A 23,297-nucleotide genomic window follows, 5' to 3' on the forward strand; every position below is an offset into this window, starting at 1 on the left:
TTTCCTAACGCGTTTCGATCCTGAGCCGGACGGCAAGGCCGAGCTTGATCGCGGCCAGCACCGGCTTCCACACCAGCCCGGGATGGCGGTCGGCGAGGTAGCGGTAAGCGCTCTCGTGGTGCGCCGCCAGCATCTTCTTGGGCGCCCGGGAAGTCGCCTTGCCCCCGATGTGGGTGACCGCGGCCGACGGGGCGTAGACGTTCTGCCAGCCCGCGCGGCCGAGCCGGTCACCGAGATCGACGTCCTCGAAATACATGAAGTACCGCGGATCGAATCCGCCGACCGAGTCGAACGCCTCCCGCCGGAACAGCTGGCAGGACCCGGAAAGCCAGCCCGACGTGCGCTCCACCGGCGCGCGTTCCTGGCGGTAGGCGCGGGTCCACGGGTTCGCGGGCCAGATCCTGCCGAACACCGCGTGCCCGATCCCGCGGCCGAGCGAAGGCAGCAGCCGGGCCGAAGGGTAGACGCTGCCGTCGGGCTCGCGGATCAGCGGCCCGAACGCGCCGCCGCGAGGCCACCGCCGGGCGACTTCGAGGAGCGTGTCCAGCGCGCCTGGGTCCCACTCGAGGTCCGGGTTGGCCACTACCACCCAGCCGTAGCTTTCGTCCAGCTCGGCGACCCCGCGGTTGGCGCCCGCGCCGTACCCGAGGTTCTCCCCGATGCGCAGCAGACGCACGTTCTTGCGCCGCGCGGCCTTGTCGAGCGCGTCGTCGGTGGAATCGTTGTCCGCGACCACCACCCGCACGTCGCGTGTGGTGGCCTTGTCGAGCGTGTCGAGGAAGCGCTCGAGGTCCTCGCCGGGAAAGTAGGTCACGACGACCACGGCGAACCCGTCGCCATAGCGTGTCGGCTGCGTCACCCGGCCCATTGTGCCGAATTCGCTCCGCCCCCCACGGACCAGCCCGCCAAACCCCGCGAGTCCAGCTCCCGCGTCAGGCGAGTCCAGCTCCCGCAACACCCGAGTCCAGCTCCCGCGTCAGGCGAGTCCGGCTCCCGCAACACGTGAGTTCGGTCTCGAGACAGGACGAACATCGCCACGACGCCAGTACACGCGTTGGTCGACGAGTCCGGGCGAGATGGTTGCTACCTGCTCTGTGCCACCGTCATCGAACCGGCTCACCGGCCGGAGGCGACCGGCGCCGGCGGACTGGACCTCATCACCCGGACCATCGAACTCTGAACAGCGCAAAGCCCGTGAGACGACCGTCCGGACTGCGTCACGGGCTCACTTCTCGGCCCCACCGGGGCGCCTCGCACGTTCACCCACGCCGGTGCGCGTACCAGGCTCGGCCGTAGGCCTCCCGGTGCCGCTCGGCGCTCGTGGCCCACGAGAACTCCTTCGCCCGCCGTTGCGCGGCGGCGGCCAGCGCGGCCCGGCGCGACGGGTCGTCGAGCAGTTCGGACAGGGCGACGGCGACGTCCCCCGCGCCCACTCCGCAGTAGGCCACCGCGTCCCCGCCCACCTCAGGCAGCGACAGCCGCCGCGTGGTGAGCACGCACGCACCACAGGCCATGGCCTCCAGCACCGGCAGCCCGAACCCTTCCCCGAGGCTCGGGTATGCCACCAGTTCCGCCCCGCCCAAGAACCCGGCCAAGGTGTCGAACGGCAGGTAGCCGGCCCGGATGACGCGCAGCCGCAGCGGCGCGGCGTCAAGGGCCTTCTCCACCTGGGTGTCCCAGCCGGGCTGCCCCGCCAGCACCAGTGCCGGCGGGTTCGGCCGGGTTTCCACCGCCTTGACGAAGCCGCGGATCAGCGCGGGCACATTCTTCCGTGGCTCCAGCGCGCCGAGGAACGCGACGTAGGGCGCGCTCTCGACGCCGATCAAGGAACGTGCGGCCTGGACATCTTCGGGCGAAGGCGGGTGAAAGCGTTCGACGTCGACGCCGTGCTCGATGACTTCCAGTTCCCGCGGCCGCACCTTGGTCACGCGGCCCAGTTCGGCGGCGGTCGCCCGGCTGGGCACGACGCACAGGGTGGCGCGGCGCAGGGCGGTGAGGGTCCACGCCCGGAAGAACCGGGCCTTGACCGACGAGTGCAGCACAGCGTCGGTGAAGAACGTCGCGTCGTGCAGGGTCACCACCGACGCGGCGGGATTCGCCAGCGGCATGGTGTAGTGCGGCGAGTGGAGCACGTCGATGCCCAGCCGCCGGACCAGCCTGGGCAGGGTGGCCTGTTCCCACGCCAGCCGCGCGGTCCTGGTCGCCGTGGGCTGGGCGGCCGGGACGATCCGTGACCCCGGCGCCAGCCTGCTGTACAGTCCAGTGTCGCGCGGCTGGCACACCACGGTGATTCGCGCGCCGTCCGCGTCGAGCGCCTGCGCCAGCGAGTCCACGTAGCGGCCTACCCCGCCTCGGTCCGCGGGCACGGCGGTAACGTCGATCAAGACGCTGGGTTCGCCTCTTCCCACCCGTGCAGAGTACGACCGAACCAACCGCGAACGGTGGGGAACTCACAAACTCATCGGGTCATGAATGGTCCAAACAGCGGTCGCCGCGGTGGTCCAGGAGAACTCGGACGCCCGCGCGAGACCCGATTTCCTCAGCTCAGCGGTCTTTCCAGGCGACGAAAGCACGGTGCGCAAGGCTGTCCCCAGCGCTTTCACGTCGCCTCGCGGCACACACAGGCCCGCTCCCCCGGCGACCTCCACGAGCGCGGGCGCGTCCGAGTGCACGACCGGCACCCCGGCCGCCATCGCCTCCAGCACCGGCAGGCCGAACCCTTCGGCCAGGCTCGGGGCGGCGAGCACCGCGGCGCCCCGCAGGACAGCGGCCAGCTCGCGGTCCGGCAACCGGCCGAGCACGAGCGCGTTTCCCGTGTCCACCTGCCCCCACCCGCGCTGGCCGGCGAGCACGAGCGGCACGTCGAGCTCCCGCATGGCTCGAACCAGGATGTCCACGCCCTTACGCGGCTCGATCGTGCCGACCGCCAGCACGTACCGCTCCGGCAGATCGATCGAGACGCGTTCCGTGTCGGTGAACATCTCGGTCACGCCGTGTCCGGCGACCTGCACGGGAACCGACACGTCCACCCGTCGCCGTAACTCGTCGGCCACGGCCTGGGTCGGCACCACCAGCCCGGTCGCGCGCCGGGCCGCGCGGCCGATCATGGCGCGATGCCACGAAACGCCGCGAGGAGTGAGCGTGCCGGGATGGGTCCAGGGAACCGTGTCGTGCACGGTGATCGAAAGCGTGCGCCGGCCAGGCCTTGGCGGGGCCAGTGGAGTGGGCGCGTGCACGGCGTCGCCGCCCGGCCAGAAGGGGACGCCGAGCTGCCACGCGGCGATCAGCGCCCTCGCCGGGAACGGCAGCACACGCGGGCCCTCAACCCCGTCGACCTGGGCTTTCTCCACGTCGGCATGCCGCGCGACGACGCTGGAGACCGCCCACCCCGGGGGCGCGGTCGCCGCCAGCGCACGCAGCAACTCGGCGGTGTAGCGACCCGTGCCACCCGGCACGGGCGCCAGCAACTGCTCGGCGACGACCACGAGTTCCGGCACGGCCCGTATTCTGCTCGCCGTGCCGGAGAACGCACGCACGACGGTCGTGGTGGTGACGTGGCGAGGCGTGGCGCACATCACGGCCTGCCTCGACGCGCTGGCCGCCCAGGAGCGTCCACATCGGACACTTGTGGTGGACAACGCGTCCGACGACGGCACCGCGCGGCTGATCGCGGAGCACCCGGCGAAACCGGAGGTGCTGCGGTTACCTCGAAATCTCGGCTATGCCGGTGCGATCGACGCGGCACTCCGCGTTGTCGAGACCCCGCTGATGGCCTGGCTCAACGACGACGCGGTCCCCAGCCCGGACTGGCTTACCCGGCTGGAGGACGCGCTCGGTCCCGCCGCGGCGGCGGGTTCGCGGCTGGAGGACGCCGAAGGCGGCGTGCAGTCCCTCGGTGTCCGGCTGACTCCCGACGGCCATGGCGCCGACACGACGCGGTTACCCGCATTCGGTTTCTGCGGTGGCGCGGTCCTGCTGCGGACCGACGTTCTGCGCGAAATCGGGGGAATCCCGGCGGACTTCTTCTGTTATTACGAGGACACGGACACCTCCTGGCGGCTTCGGCTGGCGGGGCACGATCTCGTCGCCGTACCGGACGCGCGGGTCACCCACCTCCACGGCGCGAGTTCGCGACCTGGTTCACCGGCCTTTCATCGGTGGAACGAACGAAACCGCCTGCTCATGCTGATGCGTTGCGCTCCCGCCGCGATCGCTCTTCGCGAGACAGCGAGGTTCATGGCGATCACCGCGCTGCTGCCGTTCCGCGAGAACGTTCCGGATGCGCCGAACTTCCGCGTCCGGCTGCGCTGCCGTGTGCTCGCCGAGATACTGCTGAGGCTGCCGGCGACGCTACGAGCCCGACGCGGCATCACCCGCCGTTCGACCGTCGGCCGCCATGACGTCTGGCGCAACTGGGCGCGCGCCTGTGACTAATATGCGACCCCATACGGCTAGGAGGTCGGACTTGGTTCAGGGGGATACGCCATTACCGCTGGTCTCGGTGATCGTGGTGAACTACCGCGGCGCCGGCGACACCCTTACCTGCCTGCGCGCGCTCACCGAAGACCTCGACTACCCCCGCGTGGAAGTCCTGTGTGTCGACAACGCCTCAGGCGGTAACGACGTCGCACGCATCAAAACCGTCCCCGGCGTGCGGGTGATCGAAGCGGGCGCGAACCTCGGGTTCGCGGGCGGTTGCAACCTGGGCGCGAAGCACGCCAACGGCACTGTCCTGGCCTTTCTCAACAACGACGCCAGGCCCGGCCGCGACTGGGTGCGGGCCGCCGTCGAAGAGTTGCGCGCCGAACCGACCGTGGCGGCGGTGGCGAGCAAGGTCCTCGACTGGGAAGGCACCGGCGTCGACTTCGTGGACGCGGGCCTGACCTGGTTCGGCATGGGCTACAAGCGGCACGCCGGGAGCGCGCTCGCCGACGTTGCCGCGGCCGACCACGAGATCGCCAAGGATGTGCTTTTCGCCACCGGTTCGGCGATGTTCGTCCGCTCAGGCGTGTTCGCCGAACTCGGCGGGTTCGACGAGCGGTTCTTCATGTTCTACGAGGACGTCGACCTCGGTTGGCGACTGAACCTGCGCGGCTGGCGGGTGCGGTACGTGCCCGGGTCGGTGGCCTACCACCGGCACCACGCCACGATGTCCGAAGTAGACAGTCCTGGCAGCGGCCGCGAGACGTTTCTTCTGGAGCGCAACGCGTTGGCCGCGCTGTACAAGAACGTCTCCGACGAAACCCTGGCCAAGGTGCTCCCGGCCGCACTGGCGTTGGCCGTACGCCGGGCGACCGCGCGCGGCGAACTGGACGCGACGCAACTCGATCTCGCCCATGGCGCCGGACCGGCCGACAGCTCCCCGGTCGAGGTGCCGAGAACGACATTGGCGGGCGTGCTCGCGGTGGATCAGTTCGTCGAACTGCTGCCGTCGCTGGTTGAGTCCCGTGCGGTCGAGCAGGCCGCCCGCGTCCGCACCGATGCCGACCTGATTCCCTTGCTGCGCAAGGCTTTGGAACCCGCCTACCCATTGCCGCGATACCTCGCGGCACACGAGGTCCTCGTCGAGGCGTTCGGCATCGAAAAAGTGTTCGGGCAGCGCCGGAAGATCCTGGTGCTGACCGGGGACGCGATCACCGAACGGATGGCCGGGCCGGCTATCCGCGCGTGGAACATCGCCACCGTCCTCGCCACCGAACACGACGTCCGCCTCGTCACGGTCAATCCGCTGGCCGTACCGCCCCCCGCGCCGTTCGCGGTGGGCGCCGCCCGCAAGCATGAGCTGGCCGAGCCGATCGCGTGGGCGGACATCGTGATCCTCCAGGGTCACGTGCTGGAAATGGCACCACAGCTGAAGTCCTCACACAAGATCGTGGTCTGCGACCTCTACGACCCGATGCACCTCGAACTTCTCGAACAGGGCAAGAGCGCGCCGGACGACAGGCGCGCGGCCGACCTCGCCGGGGTGACGAAGGTGCTGGACGCGCAACTGGAGCGCGGTGACTTCTTCCTCTGCGCCTCCGAGCGGCAGCGGCTGTTCTGGCTCGGGCACCTGGCCGCGCTCGGCCGCCTCTCCCCCCGGCTCTACGACGCCGATCCCACCACCCGTTCACTGCTCGCGGTCGTCCCTTTTGGACTGTCGCCGGAACCTCCGGTGCGCACGGGAGCCGGTCTGCGGCAGGCACTCGGACTCAACGAAAGCGATCACGTGGTGCTGTGGGCCGGCGGCGTCTACAGCTGGTTCGACCCGCTCACCCTGGTGCGGGCCATCGACCGGCTGCGGAACACTCGCGTGGACGTACGGCTGGTGTTCCTCGGCATGCGCCATCCCAATCCGGAGGTCGCCGAGATGGACATCGGCGCCCGCACGATCCGGCTCGCCGACCAGCTCGGGCTGACCGGCAAACATGTGTTCTTCAACGAACAGTGGGTGCCCTACGGAGAACGGCAGAACTGGTTGCTCGACGCCGACTGCGGCGTGACCACCCATTTCGCACACGTGGAAACGACGTTCGCGTTCCGCACCAGGGTGCTCGACTACCTGTGGTCCGGGCTGCCGATCGTCACCACGGACGGAGACGCCTTCGCCGACCTCGTCCGGCAGGAGCGCTTGGGCGTGGTCGTGCCGGCCGAGGACCCGGACGCTCTCGCCGAGGCATTGGACCGGGCGCTCTACGACACCGATTTCGCCGCCGGATGCAAGGAGCGCATCTCCTCGGTGGCCCCGCGGTTCGCCTGGCCCCGAGCGCTCACCCCACTCGTCGAGTTCTGCCGCGACCCGCGGCCCGCCGCCGACCGCCTGCCCGGATCGGCCGGTCTCGTGGTGTCCGAGCCGGTCCGCGGCCGCGAACTCGTCCGCCGCGACCTCGCCCTGGTGAGGGAGTACCTCAGTGATGGCGGGCCTAGGGAACTGGTGCGGCGGGTGGCGGGGCGCATGAAGAAAGTGGCGCTGCGACGTGGTTAGAGTCCTGCTGGACGGCACCCCGCTGCTCGGCAACCGGACAGGCATCGGCCGGTACACCGCCTCACTGGCCGAGGAACTGGCGTCAATGTCCGATGTGGACATGCGCGCGGTCGCGTTCACGCTCCGGGGCTGGCGGCGGCTGCGGCACGTGCTGCCGCACGGCGCGCATGCCCGCGGAATGCCAGTTTCGGCGCGGCTGCTACGGAAGACCTGGCTCCGCTCGTCGTTCCCGCCGGTGGAACTGTTCGCCGGGCGTGCCGATGTCGTGCACGGCACCAACTTCGTGCTGCCCGGAACCCTGCGCGCGGCCGGCGTGCTCACCATCCACGATTTGGCCTTCCTCGACGCCCCGGAAGAACTCGCGCCCAGTGACCACGACCTGCCCCAGCTCGTCCGCCGGGGCGCGGCCCGTGCCCGGTCGGTCTGCACCCCGACCGCCGCCGTCGCGGATGCCGTGGCGTCCCGTTTGGACGTTCCACGGGAGAAGATCGTGGTGACCCCGCTGGGTGTGGACGCGGCCTGGTTCACCGGCCGGGGGCCGGACGAGGGTCTGCGCGAACGGCTGCGACTGCCGCCGGAATACCTGCTCTTCGTCGGCGCTTCGGGGCCGCGCAAGGGACTTGACTGGCTCGTCAAGGCGCACGGCACCTCGCCGGACCTGCCACCGCTGGTGTTCTCCGGGCCGGGCTCCTTCGTGGCCACGGACCGTGCCCGGCACGTCGGTTATCTGTCCGATGTGGACTTACGCCAGGTGGTCGCGGGGGCGTCGGCGCTCGTGCTTCCTTCTCGCGACGAGGGTTTCGGCCTGCCCGTACTCGAAGCCCTGGCGTGCGATGTGCCGGTAGTCTGCACCGATATTCCAGCGCTTCGCGAGATTTCCGGTGGCTACACGCACCTCGTGCCGTACACCGACGTGGACGCGCTGGCCGATGCCCTGCGTGCCGCGGTCTCCGAACCCCGGCTGCCGGAAACCTCCATCGCCCGCCGCGCCCATGCCGGCACCTTCACCTGGCGCCGCTGCGCCACCGCCACCCTGACCGCCTACCGCAACGCCCTGGCCTCCTGAACCCGATCAGCGGGTGGAGGAGAGGTAGGCGTGCAGGGCGTCGCGCCACGGGCGAAGCGGTGTCAGTCCCGCGTCGCGCCAGGAAGCGTTGGAGAGGACCGAATAGGCGGGGCGCGGGGCGGGACGAGGGAACTCGTCGGTGGTGCACGGCCTGATCCGGTCGGGGTCCGCGCCGATCTCCTCGAAGATCGCGCGCGCGAACCCGTACCAGGTGGTCTCGCCGGCCCCGGCGCAGTGCAGCACCCGCCGGCCCGGCCCGGTTCCTTCGGCGATCCGCGACGCCAGTTCGAGCAACCCGGCGGCGAGGTCGGCCGCCCAGGTCGGCGAGCCGCGCTGATCGTCCACAACGGACAATGTCGCACGCTCGGCGGCCAATCGCTCGATGGTGTGCACGAAGTTCGAACCACCGGCGCCGTAGACCCACGACGTACGCACGATCCACGACCGCGCGCCCGAGCCCAGCACGGCATCCTCACCCGCGGCCTTGGTCCGGCCGTATGCGCTCCGCGGCCGCAACGCGTCCTCCGGCTCGTAAGGCCGGTCGTGCTCGCCGGAGAACACGTAGTCGGTGGACACGTGCACCAGCGGCACCCGCCGCGACGAGCAGGCCGCCGCGAGCACTCGCGGCCCGTCCGCGTTCACCGCGAACGCCCGCCATTCGTCGGTCTCCGCCGCGTCCACCGCGGTGTAGGCGGCCGCGTTGATCACCACCGGGCGACGGCCCGCCGCCCTCGCCCGCTCGGCCAGGTCGCTCACCGCGGCCACGACCGCGCTGGTCTCGGTCAGATCGAGTTCGGCCGAGCCGGGCGCCCGCACCTCGGCCTCGGGCGACGCGAGCCCGGCCAGTGCCCGGCCCAGCTGACCGCTTCCCCCCGGCACCAGCAGGCTCAACATCACTTGCCCACCAGTTCGGCGCGTTCCTTCAGCGGCTCCCACCAGGACCGGTTGTCCCGATACCAGGTCACCGTGTCGGCCAGCCCCCGCTCGAACGGCACCCGCGCCCGGTACCCGAGTTCCGTGCCGATCTTGGTGATGTCCACGGAGTACCGCCGGTCGTGCCCCTTGCGGTCGGTCACCGGCTCCACCATTTCCCAGCCGGCCCCGACCGCGGCCAGCAACCGCTCGGTCAGCTCGCGGTTGGTGAGCTCGGTCCCGCCCCCGATGTTGTAGATCTCGCCCGCGCGACCACGCTCCGCGACCAGGTTGATGCCGTGACAGTGATCGTCCACATGCAACCAGTCACGGACGTTCAGGCCGTCCCCGTAAAGGGGGACCTTGCGGCCGTCGAGCAGGTTGGTCACGAACAGCGGGATGACCTTTTCCGGGAACTGGTACGGACCGTAGTTATTCGAACACCGGGTGACGCAGACAGGCATGCCATACGTGCGGTAGAACGCCCGCGCCAGCAGATCGGAGGACGCCTTGGACGCCGAATATGGTGAATTCGGCTCCAGCACGTGGTCCTCCGGCCAGGAGCCCCGCTCGATCGAGCCGTACACCTCGTCGGTGGACACGTGCACGAACCTGGCGACACCGGCGGCGAGCGCGGACTGGAGCAGGGTCTGCGTGCCCAGCACGTTGGTGAGCACGAAGTCCGCCGAGCCCAGGATCGACCGGTCCACATGCGACTCGGCGGCGAAGTGCACCACCAGATCCACGCCGGAAACCACGCGCTCGACCAGCGGGGCGTCGCAGATGTCGCCGCGGACGAAACGCAGCCGGGGGTCGTCCGCGACCGGCGCGAGGTTGGCCTCGTTACCCGCGTACGTGAGCTTGTCCAGCACCACCACCTCGGCGTCCGCCAGCCACGAATAGGCCCCGGACAGCACCTGCCGCACGAAATGTGACCCGATGAAGCCCGCGCCCCCGGTCACCAGTACGCGCATCGACATCCTCCCGCAAAGTCCTTCCCCCACCTGGGCAACGTACGCCAGCCCGGCGGAGTCTTCACAAGGGGAACAGTAATCTTGAACCAGACACAGCGGGTGGGGGCGGGGAGGAGCGAGCGTGACCGAGGGGGTGGTTACCCGCGAGGAAGCGGCGGAGGAGCCCACGTGGCCCGCGCACGTCCCCGTCAGGCCCCGCCGCGGCCACCCGTTCGTGGTGTTCCTGCGGTGCGGCAGCAAGTTCATGATCACCCTGTTGTCGGTCTCCGTACTGGCTCTGACCTTCTACGGCTGGCGATACATCGGTGACCCGAAGGAAGGGCTGACCACCACCCAGATCTTCGACCACGAGGAGGAGCACGCCGTCCCGCTGGACGGCGCGGTCGACATCCTGCTGGTCGGCATGGACAGCCGTACCGACGCTCAGGGCAACCCGCTGCCCCAGGAAGTGCTCGACACGCTGCACGCCGGCGAATCCGACGGCGAACGCAACACCGACACCATGATCCTCGTGCACATCCCCCAGAACGGGCAGCGCGCGGTGGCGATCTCGTTCCCGCGCGACTCGTGGGTGGAACTGGCGGGCGGGTTCGGTAGGCACAAGCTCAACAGCGCCTTCGTCTACGCCTACAACGAACGGTCGCGGTCGCTGCAGCAGCAGGGCATGTCCGATCTGAAGGAGATCGACGCGCAGGCGAAGATCGCCGGCCGGAAGAACCTGATCGCCACGCTGGAGAACTTCATCGGCAAGCCCGGCATGATCGACCGGTACGCCGAGGTCAACCTGGCGAGCTTCTACGAGATCACCAGGGCACTCGGTGGGGTCGATGTGTGCCTCAACCACGCGGTCAAGGAGGAGAAGTCGGGTATCGACCTGCCCGCGGGCAGGCAGACCATCGAGGGGGTGCAGGCGCTGGCGTTCGTCCGGCAGCGCTACGACCTGCCGAACTACGACCTGGACCGGATCGCCCGCCAGCAGGCGTTCCTGTCCGGCATGGCACGCAAGGTGCTCTCCCGTGACGTGTTGCTGAACCCCGGCAAGGTCTCCGCCGTGATCAGCGCCGTGAAGAAGTCCGTCGTGCTCTCCGACAACTGGGACCTGATGGAGTTCGCCGCCCAGCTGCGCGGCCTGAACAGCGGAAATGTCGAGTTCCACACCATCCCCGTGGTCGGCCCCGCGAAGTTCGGGGGCGCGGACGTGCTACAGGTCGACCCGGCCATGGTGCACCGGTTCATCGAGCAGGTGACCACCGATCAGAGCGCGTCGGCGAGCCCGACCTCGTCCGCCACCGTCACGACTCCTCCGACGCCGGGCCCGAAGAACTCGGCCAACTCGATCAAACGCAGCGGCGCCGCCCTCACCAGCTCCTCGGTGCCGCCGCCCGCGAGCACGGAACCCACCATCACGGGCGGCGAAGTTCCGTGTGTCAACTGACGCGCGTGCCTTACGCTGAAACAGCTGCGCAGCGTTGAGGAGGGAAGCCACGCGGGTGGACGAGGACGAGACGACCGGGGAAGCCGAGCCCGCGGCGGAATCCGACACCGAACCCGGGGAAACCCGTTTGGTCACCAAGGCGCGGAGCGTCCCCCGGGTCGTTGGCAAGGTGGCGTTGTCCCTGCTTTCGGTGGTGGCGCTGGCGGCCACCGGTTACGGCTTCGTGACCTATCACAAGGTACAGAGTGACGTGCACATCAGCGACGTCCTCGACCTGCCCGCGGACGTCAAGGCCCCGCCTTCCGACGACGGAGCCGAGGACATCCTGCTCGTCGGCACCGATGCCCGCACCGACATGCGGGGCAACGCACTGCCGTCATCGGTGCTGAAGCAGCTGCGCACCGAGCAGTCGGGGAGCCTGAACACCGACACCTTGATCATCCTGCGCATCCCGAAGTCCGGCGGCAAGGCCACGGCGACCTCGATCCCCCGCGACACCTGGGTCGACATCCCCCAGAGCGGCCAAGCGAAGATCAATTCGGTGTACGCGGTGGCGAAGGCGGCCGCGGCGGAAGGCCTGCGCGGCAAGGAGGACGTGGCGGCGGTCGAACGGGATTCGGACCAGGCGGGCCGCAAGGAACTGGTCCAGACCGTGCAGGACTTCACCCAGGTGCGCATCGACCACTACGCCGAGGTGAACCTGCTGGGCTTCTACCTGATCACCGAGGCGCTCGGCGGGGTCCAGGTATGTCTGAACCACGCGACCGAGGACAAGGACTCCGGCGCCGACTTCCGGGCCGGGCTGCGGACCATCTCCGGCGGGGACGCGCTTTCCTTTGTCCGGCAACGGAAGAACCTGCCGCGCGGCGACCTGGACCGGATCGTACGGCAGCAGGCGTTCCTGTCTTCGGCCCTGCACAAGGTGCTGACCGCGGGCACGCTGACCAACCCGTCGACCATGGGCAACCTGACGAACGCGCTCGGCCGGTCACTCGTCCTCGACCCGGGCTTCGACCTGCTCCAGCTCGCGCAGAAGGCCAGGGGACTGGCCTCCGGGGACGTCTCCTTCGACACCATTCCCGTGATCACCATCAACGGCTGGAGCCCGGACGGCAAGCAGAGCATCGTGCAGGTGGACCCGGACGCGGTCCGCCAGTACTTCGCCGGCCTCGCCGGGCGCGGTTCCACCGGTTCGGGTGGCGGAGCGAGCGGCGGGGTGGCCCCGGCCGCGTACGACACGCCGTTGGCGCGGACCAGCGTCGACGGCGTCCAATGCGTCAACTAAGTCGGAAAGGAACACCGCGATGAGCCTGACCGACCACCTGCTGCGCCCGCTGCTCACCCAGCCGGGCCGCCCCCTGATCACCCACTACGACGACGCGGCGGGCACCAGGGTGGAGCTTTCCGTGGCGACCGTGGCGAACTGGGCCGCCAAGACGGCCAACTGGCTGGTCGAGGAGTTCGACGTCGAACCGGGCGACGACGTGGCGGTGGCGCTCCCCGCACACTGGCAGACGGCCGGTGTACTGCTCGGCGCCTGGTGGTGTGGCGCACATGTGGTCGGCGAAACCCTGGGCGCACGCGTGGCCTTCGTGGCGCCCGGGTCGCCGAGCGATGCGGAGTCGACGGCGGTTGTCGCACTGGACCCTCTGGGCCGTGGCCTCGGCGCACCGCCCGCCGACGGCTCGCTCGACTACCTCGCCGAGGCCCGGCTTTCCGGCGACACGTTCAGCCCGCCAGCGCCTGTTCCCGGCGACACCCCGGCGCTTGAATCGTCTACTGTGGACGAAATACTCGACCAAGCCTCCGCCGCCGCGGCAAAGTCCGGCATCTCGCCGGGCGCCCGAGTCTTGTCTACTATGGAATGGACGATGCCGGGCGGGATCGTCGCGGGGTTGCTCGCCCCGCTCACCGCCGGCGCGCACCTGGTACTGGTCACCGCGCCGGACCCGGCGAAGCTGACCGACCGCCGCCGCGCCGAGCGCACGACGGTCGACCTGCCCTGAACCTACGCGGTTTGAAGTTCCGGCGTCCGGGCGCGCTTGCGCCCGAAGATGAGGTAGTCCAAGGAGAGCCTGCCGCCGTTGAAGCCCAGCGCGAGCGAGGCCGCGGCCAGCAGCAGCACAAGTTCGTAGCCGCCCTGACCGGTCAGCCCGTTCTTGAGGTGCACCGTGAAAAGCGCGCCGAGCATGTCGATCACGTATGCCACGGCGAGCACCGGCAGCGCGAAGCCGATCATGAACGCTACCGCGCCGATGGTCTCGACCACGATGAGGAACAGCGCGGTCAGCGTAGGCAACGGGAGCCCCAGCGTGTCGACCATCTTGCTCGTCACGCCGACTCCCATGTTCCACTTCTGCAGACCGTGTGCCAAGAACACGACCGCCACCGCGATCCGTCCCAGCAGGGCCGTCACGTCCTGAATTCGTGCGTACATGTCACTCCCAACAGGTTCAAGTTTCAACTACATGGCGGAGGGTACCGCAGGAGCGGCTGGCAAAAGGCCACCAGTCGGACCAGTTGGTGACCAACCGCACGTTCCTCACCTTTTGCGGGTGAATGATCAGCACCGGGGATGCGTCCGATCACCGGGGCGGCCACACTCAAATCAGCCCTCCGGCGTGGACCCCCAGCGCGCCAGAGGGCTCCTTCATTTCATGGCGAACGTCACCGGCAGGAGGTCCCATGCACCCGTCGCGGTCCGGTCAGCAGGTGCTCGCCCGCAACGGCTTCGGCCTCACCGGATTCGCGCTCGGTCTGCTGGGACTGATCTTCTCGGTCATTCCACTCCTCGGCGTGGTGGCGTGGCCACTGCTGATCCTCGGGATCGTCTTCGCGGGGATCGGCCTTGCCAGAGCGCGGCGGAAGCCCTCCGACAGGAGCCTGGCGATCGCCGGACTCGTGCTGTCGGTGGTCGGGCTCCTCGTGTGTGTCGCGTGGCTCGCCGGTCTGGCCAGGCTGATCGGCAACCCGGCGGGCGACATGACCTTCGTGCGCTATGACGTCAGCGGCACGGCACACGCGGGCACCATCACCTACTCCGCCTTCGGTGAAGGCGAGAATGCGACCAGCCGGGAGTACACCATGCTCCCGTGGTCCAAGGACATCCAGATCAAGGGCCTGCTCGAGGGCAGTTCGCTGACCATCACCACGGGCGCCGACGGCGGAACCGTCACCTGCAAGGTCGTCGTCAACGGCACGGAAATCAAGCAGTCGACCGCCTCCGGCCCGTTCGCCACCGCCGTCTGCGAGGGCTTCTGACCCCTACCGGACGACTCGGAGCCAGATGTTCGTGGCCTGCGGCGCTTGAGTCAGGCTGTGCCGTTCGAGCTTGACGCTGGCCCCATCTGGACGGTTGAACAGCCGGACGCCGTCACCAAGCAGGACGGGCGCGACGCATACGAGAATCTCGTCGAGCACGCCAGCGTCGAGACACTGCCGGGCGACCTCGGCACCGAGGATGTTGACGTACTTGTCCCCCGCCGCGGCCTTGGCGGCGGCGACGGCGCTGTCGAGGTCACTCACGAACGTGACTCCGGGCAACGGAGCGTCGGGGATGTGATGCGTGAGCACGAACTGGGGACCACTCCACCCTCCGCCGAACGGCTTGCCCTCGTCGGCGGTGCCACGGTGCGGGTCGTCGCCGCGGAAGGTGCGGTTGCCGACCAGGAGAGCGCCGATGTCGCCGACGAGCGCGTCCACCGTCGGGTTCGGTCCGAGATACTTGGTCAACCAGGACATGTCACCATCGGGACCGGCGATGAAGCCGTCCAGTGACATGGTGGCCGAATACAGCATTTTGGCCATGACCCGCTCCTTCCTTGCCCCCCGTGGGAACGCTAGCGCATCGGGGGGTGCGGACTCGCGGGTCGCAAAAGCCCGACTCGCCGGTCACAAAAGCCCGACTCGCAGGTCGCGAAGGGCCGACTCGCCCGTCCCGAAAGCCCGACTCGCCCGTCCCGAAAGCCGGACTCGCGGGTCGCGAAAGCTCGACTCGGGTGGCCCGAAAGCCGGACTCGCGGGTCGCGAAAGGCCGGCTCGCGGGGGTGTCCGGCCTGCGTAGAGTTGGTGGTATGAGTGGCCTTGTGGCACCCCTCGTGACTTTGGCCGTCTTCGCCGTGCCGCTGGCCGGGCTGCCCTGGCTCGCGTCCCGCGTCCGCCGTCGTGGTGTCGGCGCCGGCCTCCTGGGACCGATCGAGGAGATCTGGGGTCATCCGGGCGCTCACCGGGCTCGTTTCGAGATCGAAGTGCGCCAGGAGCGTCAGGCGGAGGCACCATTCACCGGGTGATCCGTCGGCCTGAACCGGTGGCATAGTGACCCACCGTGACCGAACCGGATTTCCTTTCCCGCACCCGAACGTCCTACGACACGCTGTCCGGCTACTACGCCGAATGGATCCGTGACGAACTGGCCGCCAAGCCGCTGGACCGGGCACTGCTGAGCGGATTCGCCGAACTGGTCCAGGCCGCCGATCTCGGCCCGGTCGCGGACATCGGTTGCGGCCCCGGCCGCATCAGCGCGCATCTGCACAGCCTCGGACTGTCGGTATTCGGCATCGATCTCTCGCCACAAATGATCGCCATCGCCCGCCGGACCTACCCCCACCTTCGGTTCGAGGAGGGATCCATGACAGCGCTGGATCTGCAGGACAATTCCCTCGGCGGAATCGTCGCGTGGTACTCGATCATCCACATCCCGCAAGAACAGTTGCCGGAGGTCCTCGCCGAATTCCACCGGGTACTGGCCCCGGGCGGCTACCTGCAACTCGCGTTCCAGGTCGGCGACCACCTGTTGCACCACGCCGAGGCCGCCGGCCACCAAGTCTCACTCGATTTCCACCGGCGGCGGCCGGACCACGTCGCCGAACTTCTGCGCCAGGCCGGACTCGCCGTGCACGCTCAGTTCGTCCGCGAACCCGAGGAGGCCGGCAAGTTCAAGGAGAAGACTCCACAGGGTTTCCTGTTGGCCCGCAAACCAACCGGCACGCCCACCGCCGCTGGCACCGCACAACGTCACGAAGCGTGATCGTAAAGCCGGCCGAACTCCAGCTCGATCCAGATAACGTGAAACGTGTCTGCGGTACGAACGCCGGCCATGGGGCGGAATCCGTCATAGCGGAGAACCATGAAGTAATCAGCGTCCTGGAACTGCTGAGGAATCGGTGGCGGCCGCCCGCAACGCCTTCGGCCTCACCGGATTCGTGCTCGGGCTGCTGGGACTGGTCTCCTCGTTCGTCCCGGCCGTCGGCGCGGTGGCATGGCCGCTGGTGATCCTCGGGATCATCTTCGCGGGGATCGGCCTTGCCAGGGTCCGACGGAAGACCGCCGCCAACCCCGGTCCCACCATTGCCGGGCTCGCACTGTCGGTGACCGGTCTCGTGGTGTGCCTGGCCTGGCTTGCCAATGTCGCCAACCCGATCGGCGACTCGGGCAGCAACGTCACGATCGTGCGCTACGACGTCAGCGGCACCGCACAGGCGGCCACGATCACCTACTCCGCCTCCAGCGATGGCCACAGCGCGACCGGCCAGGAATACACCACCACGCTGCCCTGGTCCAAGGACATCCGGGCCAGGGGCCAACTCGAGGACAGTTCACTGACCATCTCAACCGGCGCGGACGGCGGAAACCGTCACCTGCAAGGTCGTCGTCAACGGTACGCAGGCCAAGGTGGCGACGGCCGCCGGCCCATTCGCCACGGCCACCTGCGACGGCTTCTGACCCTTGCCGGACGACTCGCGGCCGGATTCGCCGCCTGCGGTGCCGCCGAGGCAAGACGGGCGGGATGACGTCGTGGTGGGCGTCGAGACGGACGCTGATGGCCCGTTACTTCTCGAACCGGACCAGGAGCTTTTCGAGGACGACGTGGCGGCCGTTCTCGATGTACCGTCGTGGCTTCTCGATGAGGTGGTAGTCAGGCAACCGTGCGAGTTCCCGCAGGGTAGTCGTCAATTCGAGTCTTGCCAAGTGCGCCCCGATGCAGTAGTGGATTCCGAAGCCGAAGCCAAGATGCGGGGAAGCCTTCCGGTCGAGACGGAACTCCTCAGGATTTTCGAACTGCTCGGGATCGCGGTTGGCCGCTCCCATCAGGAGCAGGACCCGCGCCCCACGCGGGATGGTCACACCGCCGAGGACCACTTCGCGGGTGGTGACGCGGCTGTGGTTGCCGACAGGGCTCCACAGCCGCAACGCTTCCTCCGCTGCGGCCGGCACGAGGCCCGGGTCGGCCCGCAGCCGCTGCTGGAGATCCTGGTTGCGGGCAAGGTGCCACAGCAGATGACTGATCGCGTTCATGGTGGTCTCGTGGCCGGCCATGCAGTAGGAGACCAGCATCGAGTGCAGTTCGTCGTCCGTGATCGGCCGGCCGTCGAATTCCGCACGAACCAAAAAGGACAGGTGGTCGTCACCCGGCTCTTTTCGCGCTCTGGTGATCTCCTCGGTGAACATGGCGGCAAACTGCGGCCAAAATCGGCTGGCGTCACGATCCCTGGGGAGGTGCCGCCACAGATTTCTGGTCAGTTCCCGTATTTTCCATTGCGCTGCCTTCGACAACCCGATGGCCAGGGCGACCGACCGGATCGTGAGCGGCATGGCGAGTTCGTTGGCGAAGTCGCCCTGGCCTCGGTCTGCCAGTGGCTTGATGAGCTCGGAAGTGATCTCGGCGATCGACCCGGAGAGGCCGCGCATTTGCTCCAAATCGAGGGGAGGCGTCATCAGAGCGCGGAAGGTCGTGTGCTCGGGCCTGTCATAGTCGACCGGCGCGAACTTGGGGGTGCCGGTGGCTTTGGGGAAAAAGACCCCCTCAGCGGAGCTGAAAGTCTCGTGGTCCTTCAGCACCGCCTTGACTTCCCGGTAGCGGGAGACGAGCCACATTCCGCCATACGCTTCCGAGTAGGCTACCGGAGAGCGTTCTTGGATCCTGCTGTGTACAAGTTCCGCCAAGTCCGGCGTGTATTCGGGGTCATGGTGATCGAACCTGACCGTGAGCCGTTCCACCGGATCGCTTGCCGTCGGGGTCATGGTTTCTCCATTTCAGTAGTTGTGCGTCCTGGAAGCTCTCCGAGACCGCCGCGGTGACGGTCTCGACGGTAAAGTCCATAACCGACCTTACTTTTCAGCCCTTGCGTTCCGCGGAAGATCTGTAAGATGGGTCACGGCAAGCGTGTTTCGTTCGGTGTCCAGAAATTTTAGAGCGGCCCCCTTTAGTCTCGCTTGAGAATTCAATGAGCGCTGTCCGACTCGCGCCCCGAAGTGATCCGGCGCTCATCTACTGGCGTGGGAAGTAATTCGAGGTTACCCTCTACCGGGTAGAGACGGGCCGGGTGTGCGTCCCGGTGTCCACGTCTCGCGTTAGGGGAATTTCGTGACAGCGCATGCTCGATCCAAGCGAACACCGGAAAACGTCAGGGAAGGCGTTGCCGTCGTGGGTATCGCTTGTAGATTTCCGCAAGCGGGTGACGCGGACGCTTTCTGGGACAACCTGGTACAGGGGCGGAACAGCATCCGCGAGGTCAGCGTCGACCAGTGGGACAAGGAGACGTTTTACTCGCCGAAGCCGATGGAGCCCGGCCGGATAAACACCAAGTGGGTCGGCAGGCTGGCAGGCTCGCGTTGTTTCGACAACGCCTTCTTCAACGTGTCACCCCGCGAGGCCGTCGCCATCGACCCGCAGTACCGGGTGCTGCTCGAAGAGGCTTGGCATTGTGTTGAGGATTCCGGGCTGCCGCTGGAGTTACTGCAATCGGCCCGCACGTCGGTGAATGTCGGCCTGTTGGCGCAGGATTACCTGATCAAGGGCGTGTCGAACAACAAACGCGTCGACGCGTTCGGCCCGGCCGGGAACTACCCGAGCATGGCGTCCAACCGGATCTCCCACCTGCTCGACCTGGACGGACCGAGCAGGACCGTCGACACCGCCTGCTCGGCCTCGCTGGCCGCACTCGGCCAGGGCCGCAACGACCTGCTGCACGAGGGGTGCGACTTCGCGCTGGTCGGCGCTGTCAACCTGATCTGCTCGCCGTGGCGGTACCTGGCGCTCACCCAGTCCCGGATGTTGAGCCCGGACGGCCGCTCGTTCACGTTCGACTGCAGGGCCAACGGCTACGTGCCGGGTGAGGGCGCCGGCATGGTGCTGCTGACCACGGTCACGAACGCCGAACGGCTCGGGTGCCACATCTACGGTGTGATCAAGGGGCTGGCCACCAACCACAACGGGCGCAACCGCAACCTGACCGCGCCGAGCGCGGCCGCGCAGGTCGACGTGATCCGGCGGGCGCTCGCGGACGCCGGCGTGGCCGCGGCCGATGTCAGCTACGTGGAGGCACACGGCACCGGCACCAGCCTCGGGGACCCGATCGAGGTCGAGGCACTGAACGTGACGTACGGGCAGGACCGCGCCGCACCGCTACTGGTGGGGTCGGTGAAGACCAACATCGGCCACGTCGAGGCCGGCGCCGGCATGGCCGGGCTCATCAAGGTGCTGCAGATGCTGCGCCACGGGACGGTCCCGCCGACCCTGAACCGGAGCGTCACCAACCCGCTCATTCAGGGCGAGGGCGAAAGCGTCGAGTTCCCCAGCGAGGCGGTCGAGTGGAAGTCCGACAGCGGTCTGCGCACCGCCGGCATCAGCTCGTTCGGGTTCGGCGGCGTCAACTGCCACGCGATTGTCCAGGAGTACCAAGGGAAGCCGGTCCCGCGCGAGGACGCGAAACCGGTCACCACACAGGTGTTCACGGTCGCGGCGAAAACGCCCGGCGCGCTGCGCGCCACCCTCGAAGCGTGGGCACGGGAACCGCGCTGGTCCGACCCGAACGCGGTGGCCGCGCTATGCCGGGCCTCGAACCGGCGCATGCTGACGCTGCCGTACCGGTTCGGAGTGGCCGCGGCGGACCTGCCGGCACTCGAGCCGGCCCAGATCGTCCGGGAACTCACGAACCTCCGCCCGGTCGAGCGGGTGCCCGAACTGGCCGTGCTGCTGGCCGACGCGGCGCCGGGAGCAGCGGCGGCGCCCCGGGCCGAACACGACGACCTCGTGCGGGAGATTCATGCCGTCGCCGGTCCGGCCGCTCAGGCACACCGCGAACTGCTCGACGGGTTCGCCGACCGGCTGGCGGGGCTGCGCACACTCGCCCGGTACGGAGTCGTGCCCGTGGAGCTGGCCGCCGTCGGCGCGGCGAGCGGAGCCGCCGCGCTGGTGCACGCCGGAACGGTGCCGCTACCGGAGGCGGTCCGCGGGCTGATCGGCGACGGCACGGCGACCATTCAGGCGCCGCCGGACCACGGCCTGCTGGTCGGTGGCGAGCGGCTGCTGCCCAACGAGCTGACCGGGGACTATCTTCGCGAGCTGGTGGACGCTCGGGCGGACACCCGGGAGGACGTCGCGCCGTATGCCCGGCACGCCGCGCTGCTGCTCGACTACCAGCACACGTTCGCGCGGGCCGTCGGGCGTTGGGAGAAGGTCGCCGGAGAGCACGGTTTCTCGGTGGCCGACGCGATCCGCGGATTCGACGACGGCGCGCCCTCGCGGCACACGTTGGCGACCGTCGCGCTGGTGGTCGACGTCGCGATCAGCGAGATCGACCAGGCGTGGGGCCTCACTCCGGCACCCTGGCTGCGGCCAGCCATCCACGAGCTGGCAACCCTGGTACGGCGATCGATCATCGAGCCGGCCGACGCGGTGGCCGCGCTGTTCGGCGACGCGGACCTCGACAAGCTGGCTGCCGGGGCCCGCGAGCACCTCGCGGTCCGCTCGGCGCCGCTGGCGGATCTTCCGGTGCTGCGCCGGCGGACGCACGAGTGCAACGCCGGCCGACGGGTGGCTCTCGCGGGATCGGAGTCCGCGCTCGTGCTGCTCGACGCGACACGCGCACGCGCCGACTGCGTGCTGGTCCTCGGTGAGACGCCCACCCCGGACGGGGACGACGTGGTGCGGATGGCGGGCGCGGAGCCGACCGCGGCCCTGCTGGAACTGTGGCGGCGCGGCTGTGCCATCGACTGGGCGGAGTCGGAACCGGTGGAATCGCCTCACCTGCCCGGCCTGCCTACCTACGTGTTCGACCGGCACGCCTACTGGATCGAGGACGACGCACTGCGCATCGACGGCCGCGAGCCACCTGGGGAACCGGCCGCCCCCCGCGAGCCCGCCGAAGACGAGCCCGCCCTGAAGGCACCGGTCGCGAAGGCACCGGTCGCGAACGAGCCGACCCCCAAGGAGCCGGTCGTGAACGAGCCGGCCGCCGCCGTGCCCGAGCCGGCGCCGCGGCGCGACGAGGACATCCTCGACCGGCTGCGGGACCTGCTGTGCCGGCTGGTCGCGGAGGCCACAAAGACCCCGGCGGCGAGCATCGGGCCGGACACCCCGTTCGCCGACCTGGGCATCGACTCGCTGATCATCCACGCGCTCAACACGCGGCTGTCCGCGTGGTTCGGTGACATCGCGGCCACGCTGTTCTACGAGTGCCGCGACGTCGGCGAACTCGCCGTCCGGATCTGGCGTGACTACGATGCCGCGGTCACCGCCCACCTGGGCGCGGAACAGCCGCCCTCGACGCCGGTGCCGGACGTGCAAGCCGTTGTGCCGCAACGAGATTCCGTGCCGGTGCCGGTGCCGCGCGCGGCGCGGGTGACCGACACCGAAACAGCGGCCGGCATCGCGATCGTCGGGCTGGACGGCCGGTTCCCCGGCGCGGACACGCCGGCCGAGTTCTGGGCGAACCTCTGCGAAGGGCGCGACTCGGTCACCGACATCCCGGCGTCGCGGTGGGACCACTCGCGGTACTTCGACGCGCGCCGCGATGTGCCGGAGAAGGTCTACGCCAAGTGGGGCGGCTTTCTGTCCGACGTGGACCACTTCGACGCGGCCGCGTTCGGCATCGCGCCCGACGAGGCGCGGTTCATGGACCCGCAGGAGCGGCTGTTCCTGGAGGCGGCGCACAACTGCCTCGAGGTCGGCGGCTATCCGCGGGAACGGCTCCGCGAGGTGCACGACAACGAGGTCGGCGTGTTCGTCGGCGCCACCTTCAACAACTACCAACTGGTGCAGTACGAGGCCGAGTTGGCCGGGGCACCGGCCAGCTCGATCAACTCGCAGACCTTCGCGATCGCCAACCGGGTGTCGTTCACCTACGACCTGCGCGGGCCCAGCCTCACCCTGGACACCGCGTGCGCGTCCGCGCTCAACGCCATCCACCTGGCGTGCGAGAGCCTGCGGCGGGGCGAGTGCTCGCTGGCCATCGCCGGTGGCGTGAACCTCTCGCTGCACCCGTCGAAGTACCAGATGCTGGCGCGCTACCAGTTCCTGTCCTCCGACGGCCGGTGCCGGGCGTTCGGCGAGGGTGGTGACGGCTACGTGCCGGCCGAGTCCGTCGGCGCGTTCCTGTTGAAACCGCTCTCGCACGCCGAACGCGACGGTGACCGCATCTACGGGGTCATCCGCGGCAGCGCGCTCACCCACGGCGGTCGGACCAACGGCTTCACCGTACCGAACCCGACCGCGCAGGCCGCGGCGATCGAACGGGCGCTGCGGCAGGCCGATGTGGACCCGGGCACGATCAGCTACATCGAGGCACACGGCACCGGCACCCGGTTGGGTGACCCGATCGAGATCGCCGGCATCACCGCCGCGTTCGGGCGCCAGCGCAAGCAGTACTGCTCGATCGGCTCGGTCAAGTCCAACATCGGTCACGCCGAGGCGGCCGCGGGCGTCGCGCAGGTCGCGAAGGTGGTGCTGCAGTTGCAGAACCGCACGCTGGTGCCGTCCCTGCTGCATGCCGACCGGACCAACCCGGACATCGACTTCGCCAACTCGCCGGTCTTCGTGCAAAGCACCCTGCGGGAGTGGGACCCGGCCGCGATGGGACTCGGGGCCGCGCCGCGCCGCGCCGGCGTGACCTCGATCGGCGCCGGCGGAACCAACGTCCACCTTGTCATGGAGGAGTACCGATAGCC

Annotated in this window: 19 protein-coding genes; 11 read left to right on the top strand and 8 right to left on the bottom strand. The window is 69.0% G+C overall.

Translation table 11 applies throughout. The annotated features are described in order from the left end of the window. Positions 1-4: 4 nt before the first annotated feature. The 3 genes from VJT49_RS13180 to VJT49_RS13190 all read right to left on the bottom strand — a co-directional run bounded on the left by VJT49_RS13180 (position 5) and on the right by VJT49_RS13190 (position 3,497). Complete coding sequence (locus VJT49_RS13180; protein ID WP_324165067.1) at positions 5-868, bottom strand: glycosyltransferase family 2 protein; 864 nt, start codon at positions 866-868, stop codon at positions 5-7. Positions 869-1,259: 391 nt separating this feature from the next. Next, complete coding sequence (locus VJT49_RS13185; protein ID WP_324165068.1) at positions 1,260-2,408, bottom strand: glycosyltransferase family 1 protein; 1,149 nt, start codon at positions 2,406-2,408, stop codon at positions 1,260-1,262. 42 nt (positions 2,409-2,450) lie between these two features. Then, the gene (locus tag VJT49_RS13190; RefSeq protein ID WP_324165108.1) at positions 2,451-3,497 is read right to left on the bottom strand and encodes a glycosyltransferase family 1 protein; all 1,047 of its coding nucleotides are present in this window, start codon (positions 3,495-3,497) and stop codon (positions 2,451-2,453) included. A gap of 19 nt (positions 3,498-3,516) precedes the next feature. On the opposite strand from VJT49_RS13190, the gene VJT49_RS13195 reads away from it, so the two are divergent. The 3 genes from VJT49_RS13195 to VJT49_RS13205 are packed head-to-tail and all read left to right on the top strand — an operon-like array spanning position 3,517 to position 8,030. Then, positions 3,517-4,434, top strand: coding sequence for a glycosyltransferase family 2 protein (locus VJT49_RS13195; protein WP_324165069.1), 918 nt, complete (start codon positions 3,517-3,519; stop codon positions 4,432-4,434). Positions 4,435-4,465: 31 nt separating this feature from the next. Beyond that, on the top strand, positions 4,466-6,964 hold the full coding sequence (locus VJT49_RS13200) for a glycosyltransferase (protein WP_324165070.1): 2,499 nt from the start codon (positions 4,466-4,468) through the stop codon (positions 6,962-6,964). Next, positions 6,957-8,030 carry a glycosyltransferase family 1 protein gene (locus tag VJT49_RS13205; protein WP_324165071.1) on the top strand — a complete coding sequence of 358 codons (1,074 nt, stop codon included), beginning with the start codon at positions 6,957-6,959 and terminating at the stop codon, positions 8,028-8,030. The genes VJT49_RS13200 and VJT49_RS13205 overlap by 8 nt, the downstream gene beginning before the upstream one ends. A gap of 6 nt (positions 8,031-8,036) precedes the next feature. Here the strand turns inward: VJT49_RS13205 and rfbD are convergent, their stop codons facing one another. Together rfbD and rfbB are read right to left on the bottom strand one after the other, a co-directional pair. Further along, the gene (gene rfbD / locus VJT49_RS13210) at positions 8,037-8,924 is read right to left on the bottom strand and encodes a dTDP-4-dehydrorhamnose reductase (RefSeq protein ID WP_324165072.1); all 888 of its coding nucleotides are present in this window, start codon (positions 8,922-8,924) and stop codon (positions 8,037-8,039) included. Further along, positions 8,924-9,916 carry a dTDP-glucose 4,6-dehydratase gene (rfbB, locus tag VJT49_RS13215; protein WP_324165073.1) on the bottom strand — a complete coding sequence of 331 codons (993 nt, stop codon included), beginning with the start codon at positions 9,914-9,916 and terminating at the stop codon, positions 8,924-8,926. Before rfbB ends, rfbD begins: the two co-directional genes overlap by 1 nt. 214 nt (positions 9,917-10,130) lie before the next feature. Here rfbB and VJT49_RS13220 point away from each other — a divergent pair, with 214 nt between their 5' ends. Genes VJT49_RS13220 through VJT49_RS13230 form a run of 3 tightly spaced genes read left to right on the top strand, consistent with a single transcriptional unit; the run spans position 10,131 to position 13,357 of the window. Continuing rightward, entirely contained in the window at positions 10,131-11,351 is a 1,221-nt protein-coding gene (locus VJT49_RS13220; RefSeq protein ID WP_324165109.1) for an LCP family protein, read from the top strand. Between the two features lie 55 nt (positions 11,352-11,406). Further along, positions 11,407-12,636 carry an LCP family protein gene (locus VJT49_RS13225; protein ID WP_414635937.1) on the top strand — a complete coding sequence of 410 codons (1,230 nt, stop codon included), beginning with the start codon at positions 11,407-11,409 and terminating at the stop codon, positions 12,634-12,636. Between the two features lie 19 nt (positions 12,637-12,655). Next, positions 12,656-13,357 carry a TIGR03089 family protein gene (locus VJT49_RS13230; RefSeq protein WP_324165074.1) on the top strand — a complete coding sequence of 234 codons (702 nt, stop codon included), beginning with the start codon at positions 12,656-12,658 and terminating at the stop codon, positions 13,355-13,357. A gap of 2 nt (positions 13,358-13,359) precedes the next feature. On the opposite strand, the gene VJT49_RS13235 is transcribed toward VJT49_RS13230, so the two are convergent. Then, a complete protein-coding gene (locus VJT49_RS13235; RefSeq protein ID WP_324165075.1) occupies positions 13,360-13,788 on the bottom strand; it encodes a DoxX family protein in 429 nt (142 codons plus the stop codon). 248 nt (positions 13,789-14,036) lie between these two features. On the opposite strand from VJT49_RS13235, the gene VJT49_RS13240 reads away from it, so the two are divergent. Beyond that, complete coding sequence (locus VJT49_RS13240) at positions 14,037-14,612, top strand: DUF4190 domain-containing protein (protein WP_324165076.1); 576 nt, start codon at positions 14,037-14,039, stop codon at positions 14,610-14,612. A 3-nt stretch (positions 14,613-14,615) separates the two neighbouring features. Here the strand turns inward: VJT49_RS13240 and VJT49_RS13245 are convergent, their stop codons facing one another. Further along, positions 14,616-15,158 carry a dihydrofolate reductase family protein gene (locus tag VJT49_RS13245; RefSeq protein ID WP_324165077.1) on the bottom strand — a complete coding sequence of 181 codons (543 nt, stop codon included), beginning with the start codon at positions 15,156-15,158 and terminating at the stop codon, positions 14,616-14,618. 266 nt (positions 15,159-15,424) lie between these two features. On the opposite strand from VJT49_RS13245, the gene VJT49_RS13250 reads away from it, so the two are divergent. The 3 genes from VJT49_RS13250 to VJT49_RS13260 all read left to right on the top strand — a co-directional run bounded on the left by VJT49_RS13250 (position 15,425) and on the right by VJT49_RS13260 (position 17,140). Continuing rightward, positions 15,425-15,640 carry a hypothetical protein gene (locus tag VJT49_RS13250; protein WP_324165078.1) on the top strand — a complete coding sequence of 72 codons (216 nt, stop codon included), beginning with the start codon at positions 15,425-15,427 and terminating at the stop codon, positions 15,638-15,640. A 35-nt stretch (positions 15,641-15,675) separates the two neighbouring features. After that, complete coding sequence (locus VJT49_RS13255) at positions 15,676-16,377, top strand: class I SAM-dependent methyltransferase (protein ID WP_324165079.1); 702 nt, start codon at positions 15,676-15,678, stop codon at positions 16,375-16,377. A 136-nt stretch (positions 16,378-16,513) separates the two neighbouring features. Next, a complete protein-coding gene (locus VJT49_RS13260) occupies positions 16,514-17,140 on the top strand; it encodes a DUF4190 domain-containing protein (RefSeq protein WP_324165080.1) in 627 nt (208 codons plus the stop codon). Positions 17,141-17,177: 37 nt separating this feature from the next. Here the strand turns inward: VJT49_RS13260 and VJT49_RS13265 are convergent, their stop codons facing one another. Next, positions 17,178-18,371, bottom strand: coding sequence for a cytochrome P450 (locus VJT49_RS13265; protein ID WP_324165081.1), 1,194 nt, complete (start codon positions 18,369-18,371; stop codon positions 17,178-17,180). 343 nt (positions 18,372-18,714) lie between these two features. Between VJT49_RS13265 and VJT49_RS13270 the strand changes: the two genes are divergently transcribed. Beyond that, a complete protein-coding gene (locus VJT49_RS13270; RefSeq protein ID WP_324165082.1) occupies positions 18,715-23,295 on the top strand; it encodes a beta-ketoacyl synthase N-terminal-like domain-containing protein in 4,581 nt (1,526 codons plus the stop codon). The last annotated feature ends 2 nt before the right edge of the window (positions 23,296-23,297 follow it).

Origin of the sequence: Amycolatopsis sp. (genome assembly GCF_035276945.1) — a bacterium.
Taxonomy (GTDB): domain Bacteria; phylum Actinomycetota; class Actinomycetes; order Mycobacteriales; family Pseudonocardiaceae; genus Amycolatopsis_E.

Bases quoted from the DNA above. Each gene is read 5' to 3' on its own strand.
- VJT49_RS13180 (WP_324165067.1), bottom strand. From the start codon at position 868: ATGGGCCGGGTGACGCAGCCGACACGCTATGGCGACGGGTTCGCCGTG.
- rfbD (WP_324165072.1), bottom strand. From the start codon at position 8,924: ATGTTGAGCCTGCTGGTGCCGGGGGGAAGCGGTCAGCTGGGCCGGGCA.
- rfbB (WP_324165073.1), bottom strand. From the start codon at position 9,916: ATGCGCGTACTGGTGACCGGGGGCGCGGGCTTCATCGGGTCACATTTC.
- VJT49_RS13230 (WP_324165074.1), top strand. From the start codon at position 12,656: ATGAGCCTGACCGACCACCTGCTGCGCCCGCTGCTCACCCAGCCGGGC.
- VJT49_RS13235 (WP_324165075.1), bottom strand. From the start codon at position 13,788: ATGTACGCACGAATTCAGGACGTGACGGCCCTGCTGGGACGGATCGCG.
- VJT49_RS13240 (WP_324165076.1), top strand. From the start codon at position 14,037: ATGCACCCGTCGCGGTCCGGTCAGCAGGTGCTCGCCCGCAACGGCTTC.
- VJT49_RS13245 (WP_324165077.1), bottom strand. From the start codon at position 15,158: ATGGCCAAAATGCTGTATTCGGCCACCATGTCACTGGACGGCTTCATC.
- VJT49_RS13250 (WP_324165078.1), top strand. From the start codon at position 15,425: ATGAGTGGCCTTGTGGCACCCCTCGTGACTTTGGCCGTCTTCGCCGTG.
- VJT49_RS13265 (WP_324165081.1), bottom strand. From the start codon at position 18,371: ATGACCCCGACGGCAAGCGATCCGGTGGAACGGCTCACGGTCAGGTTC.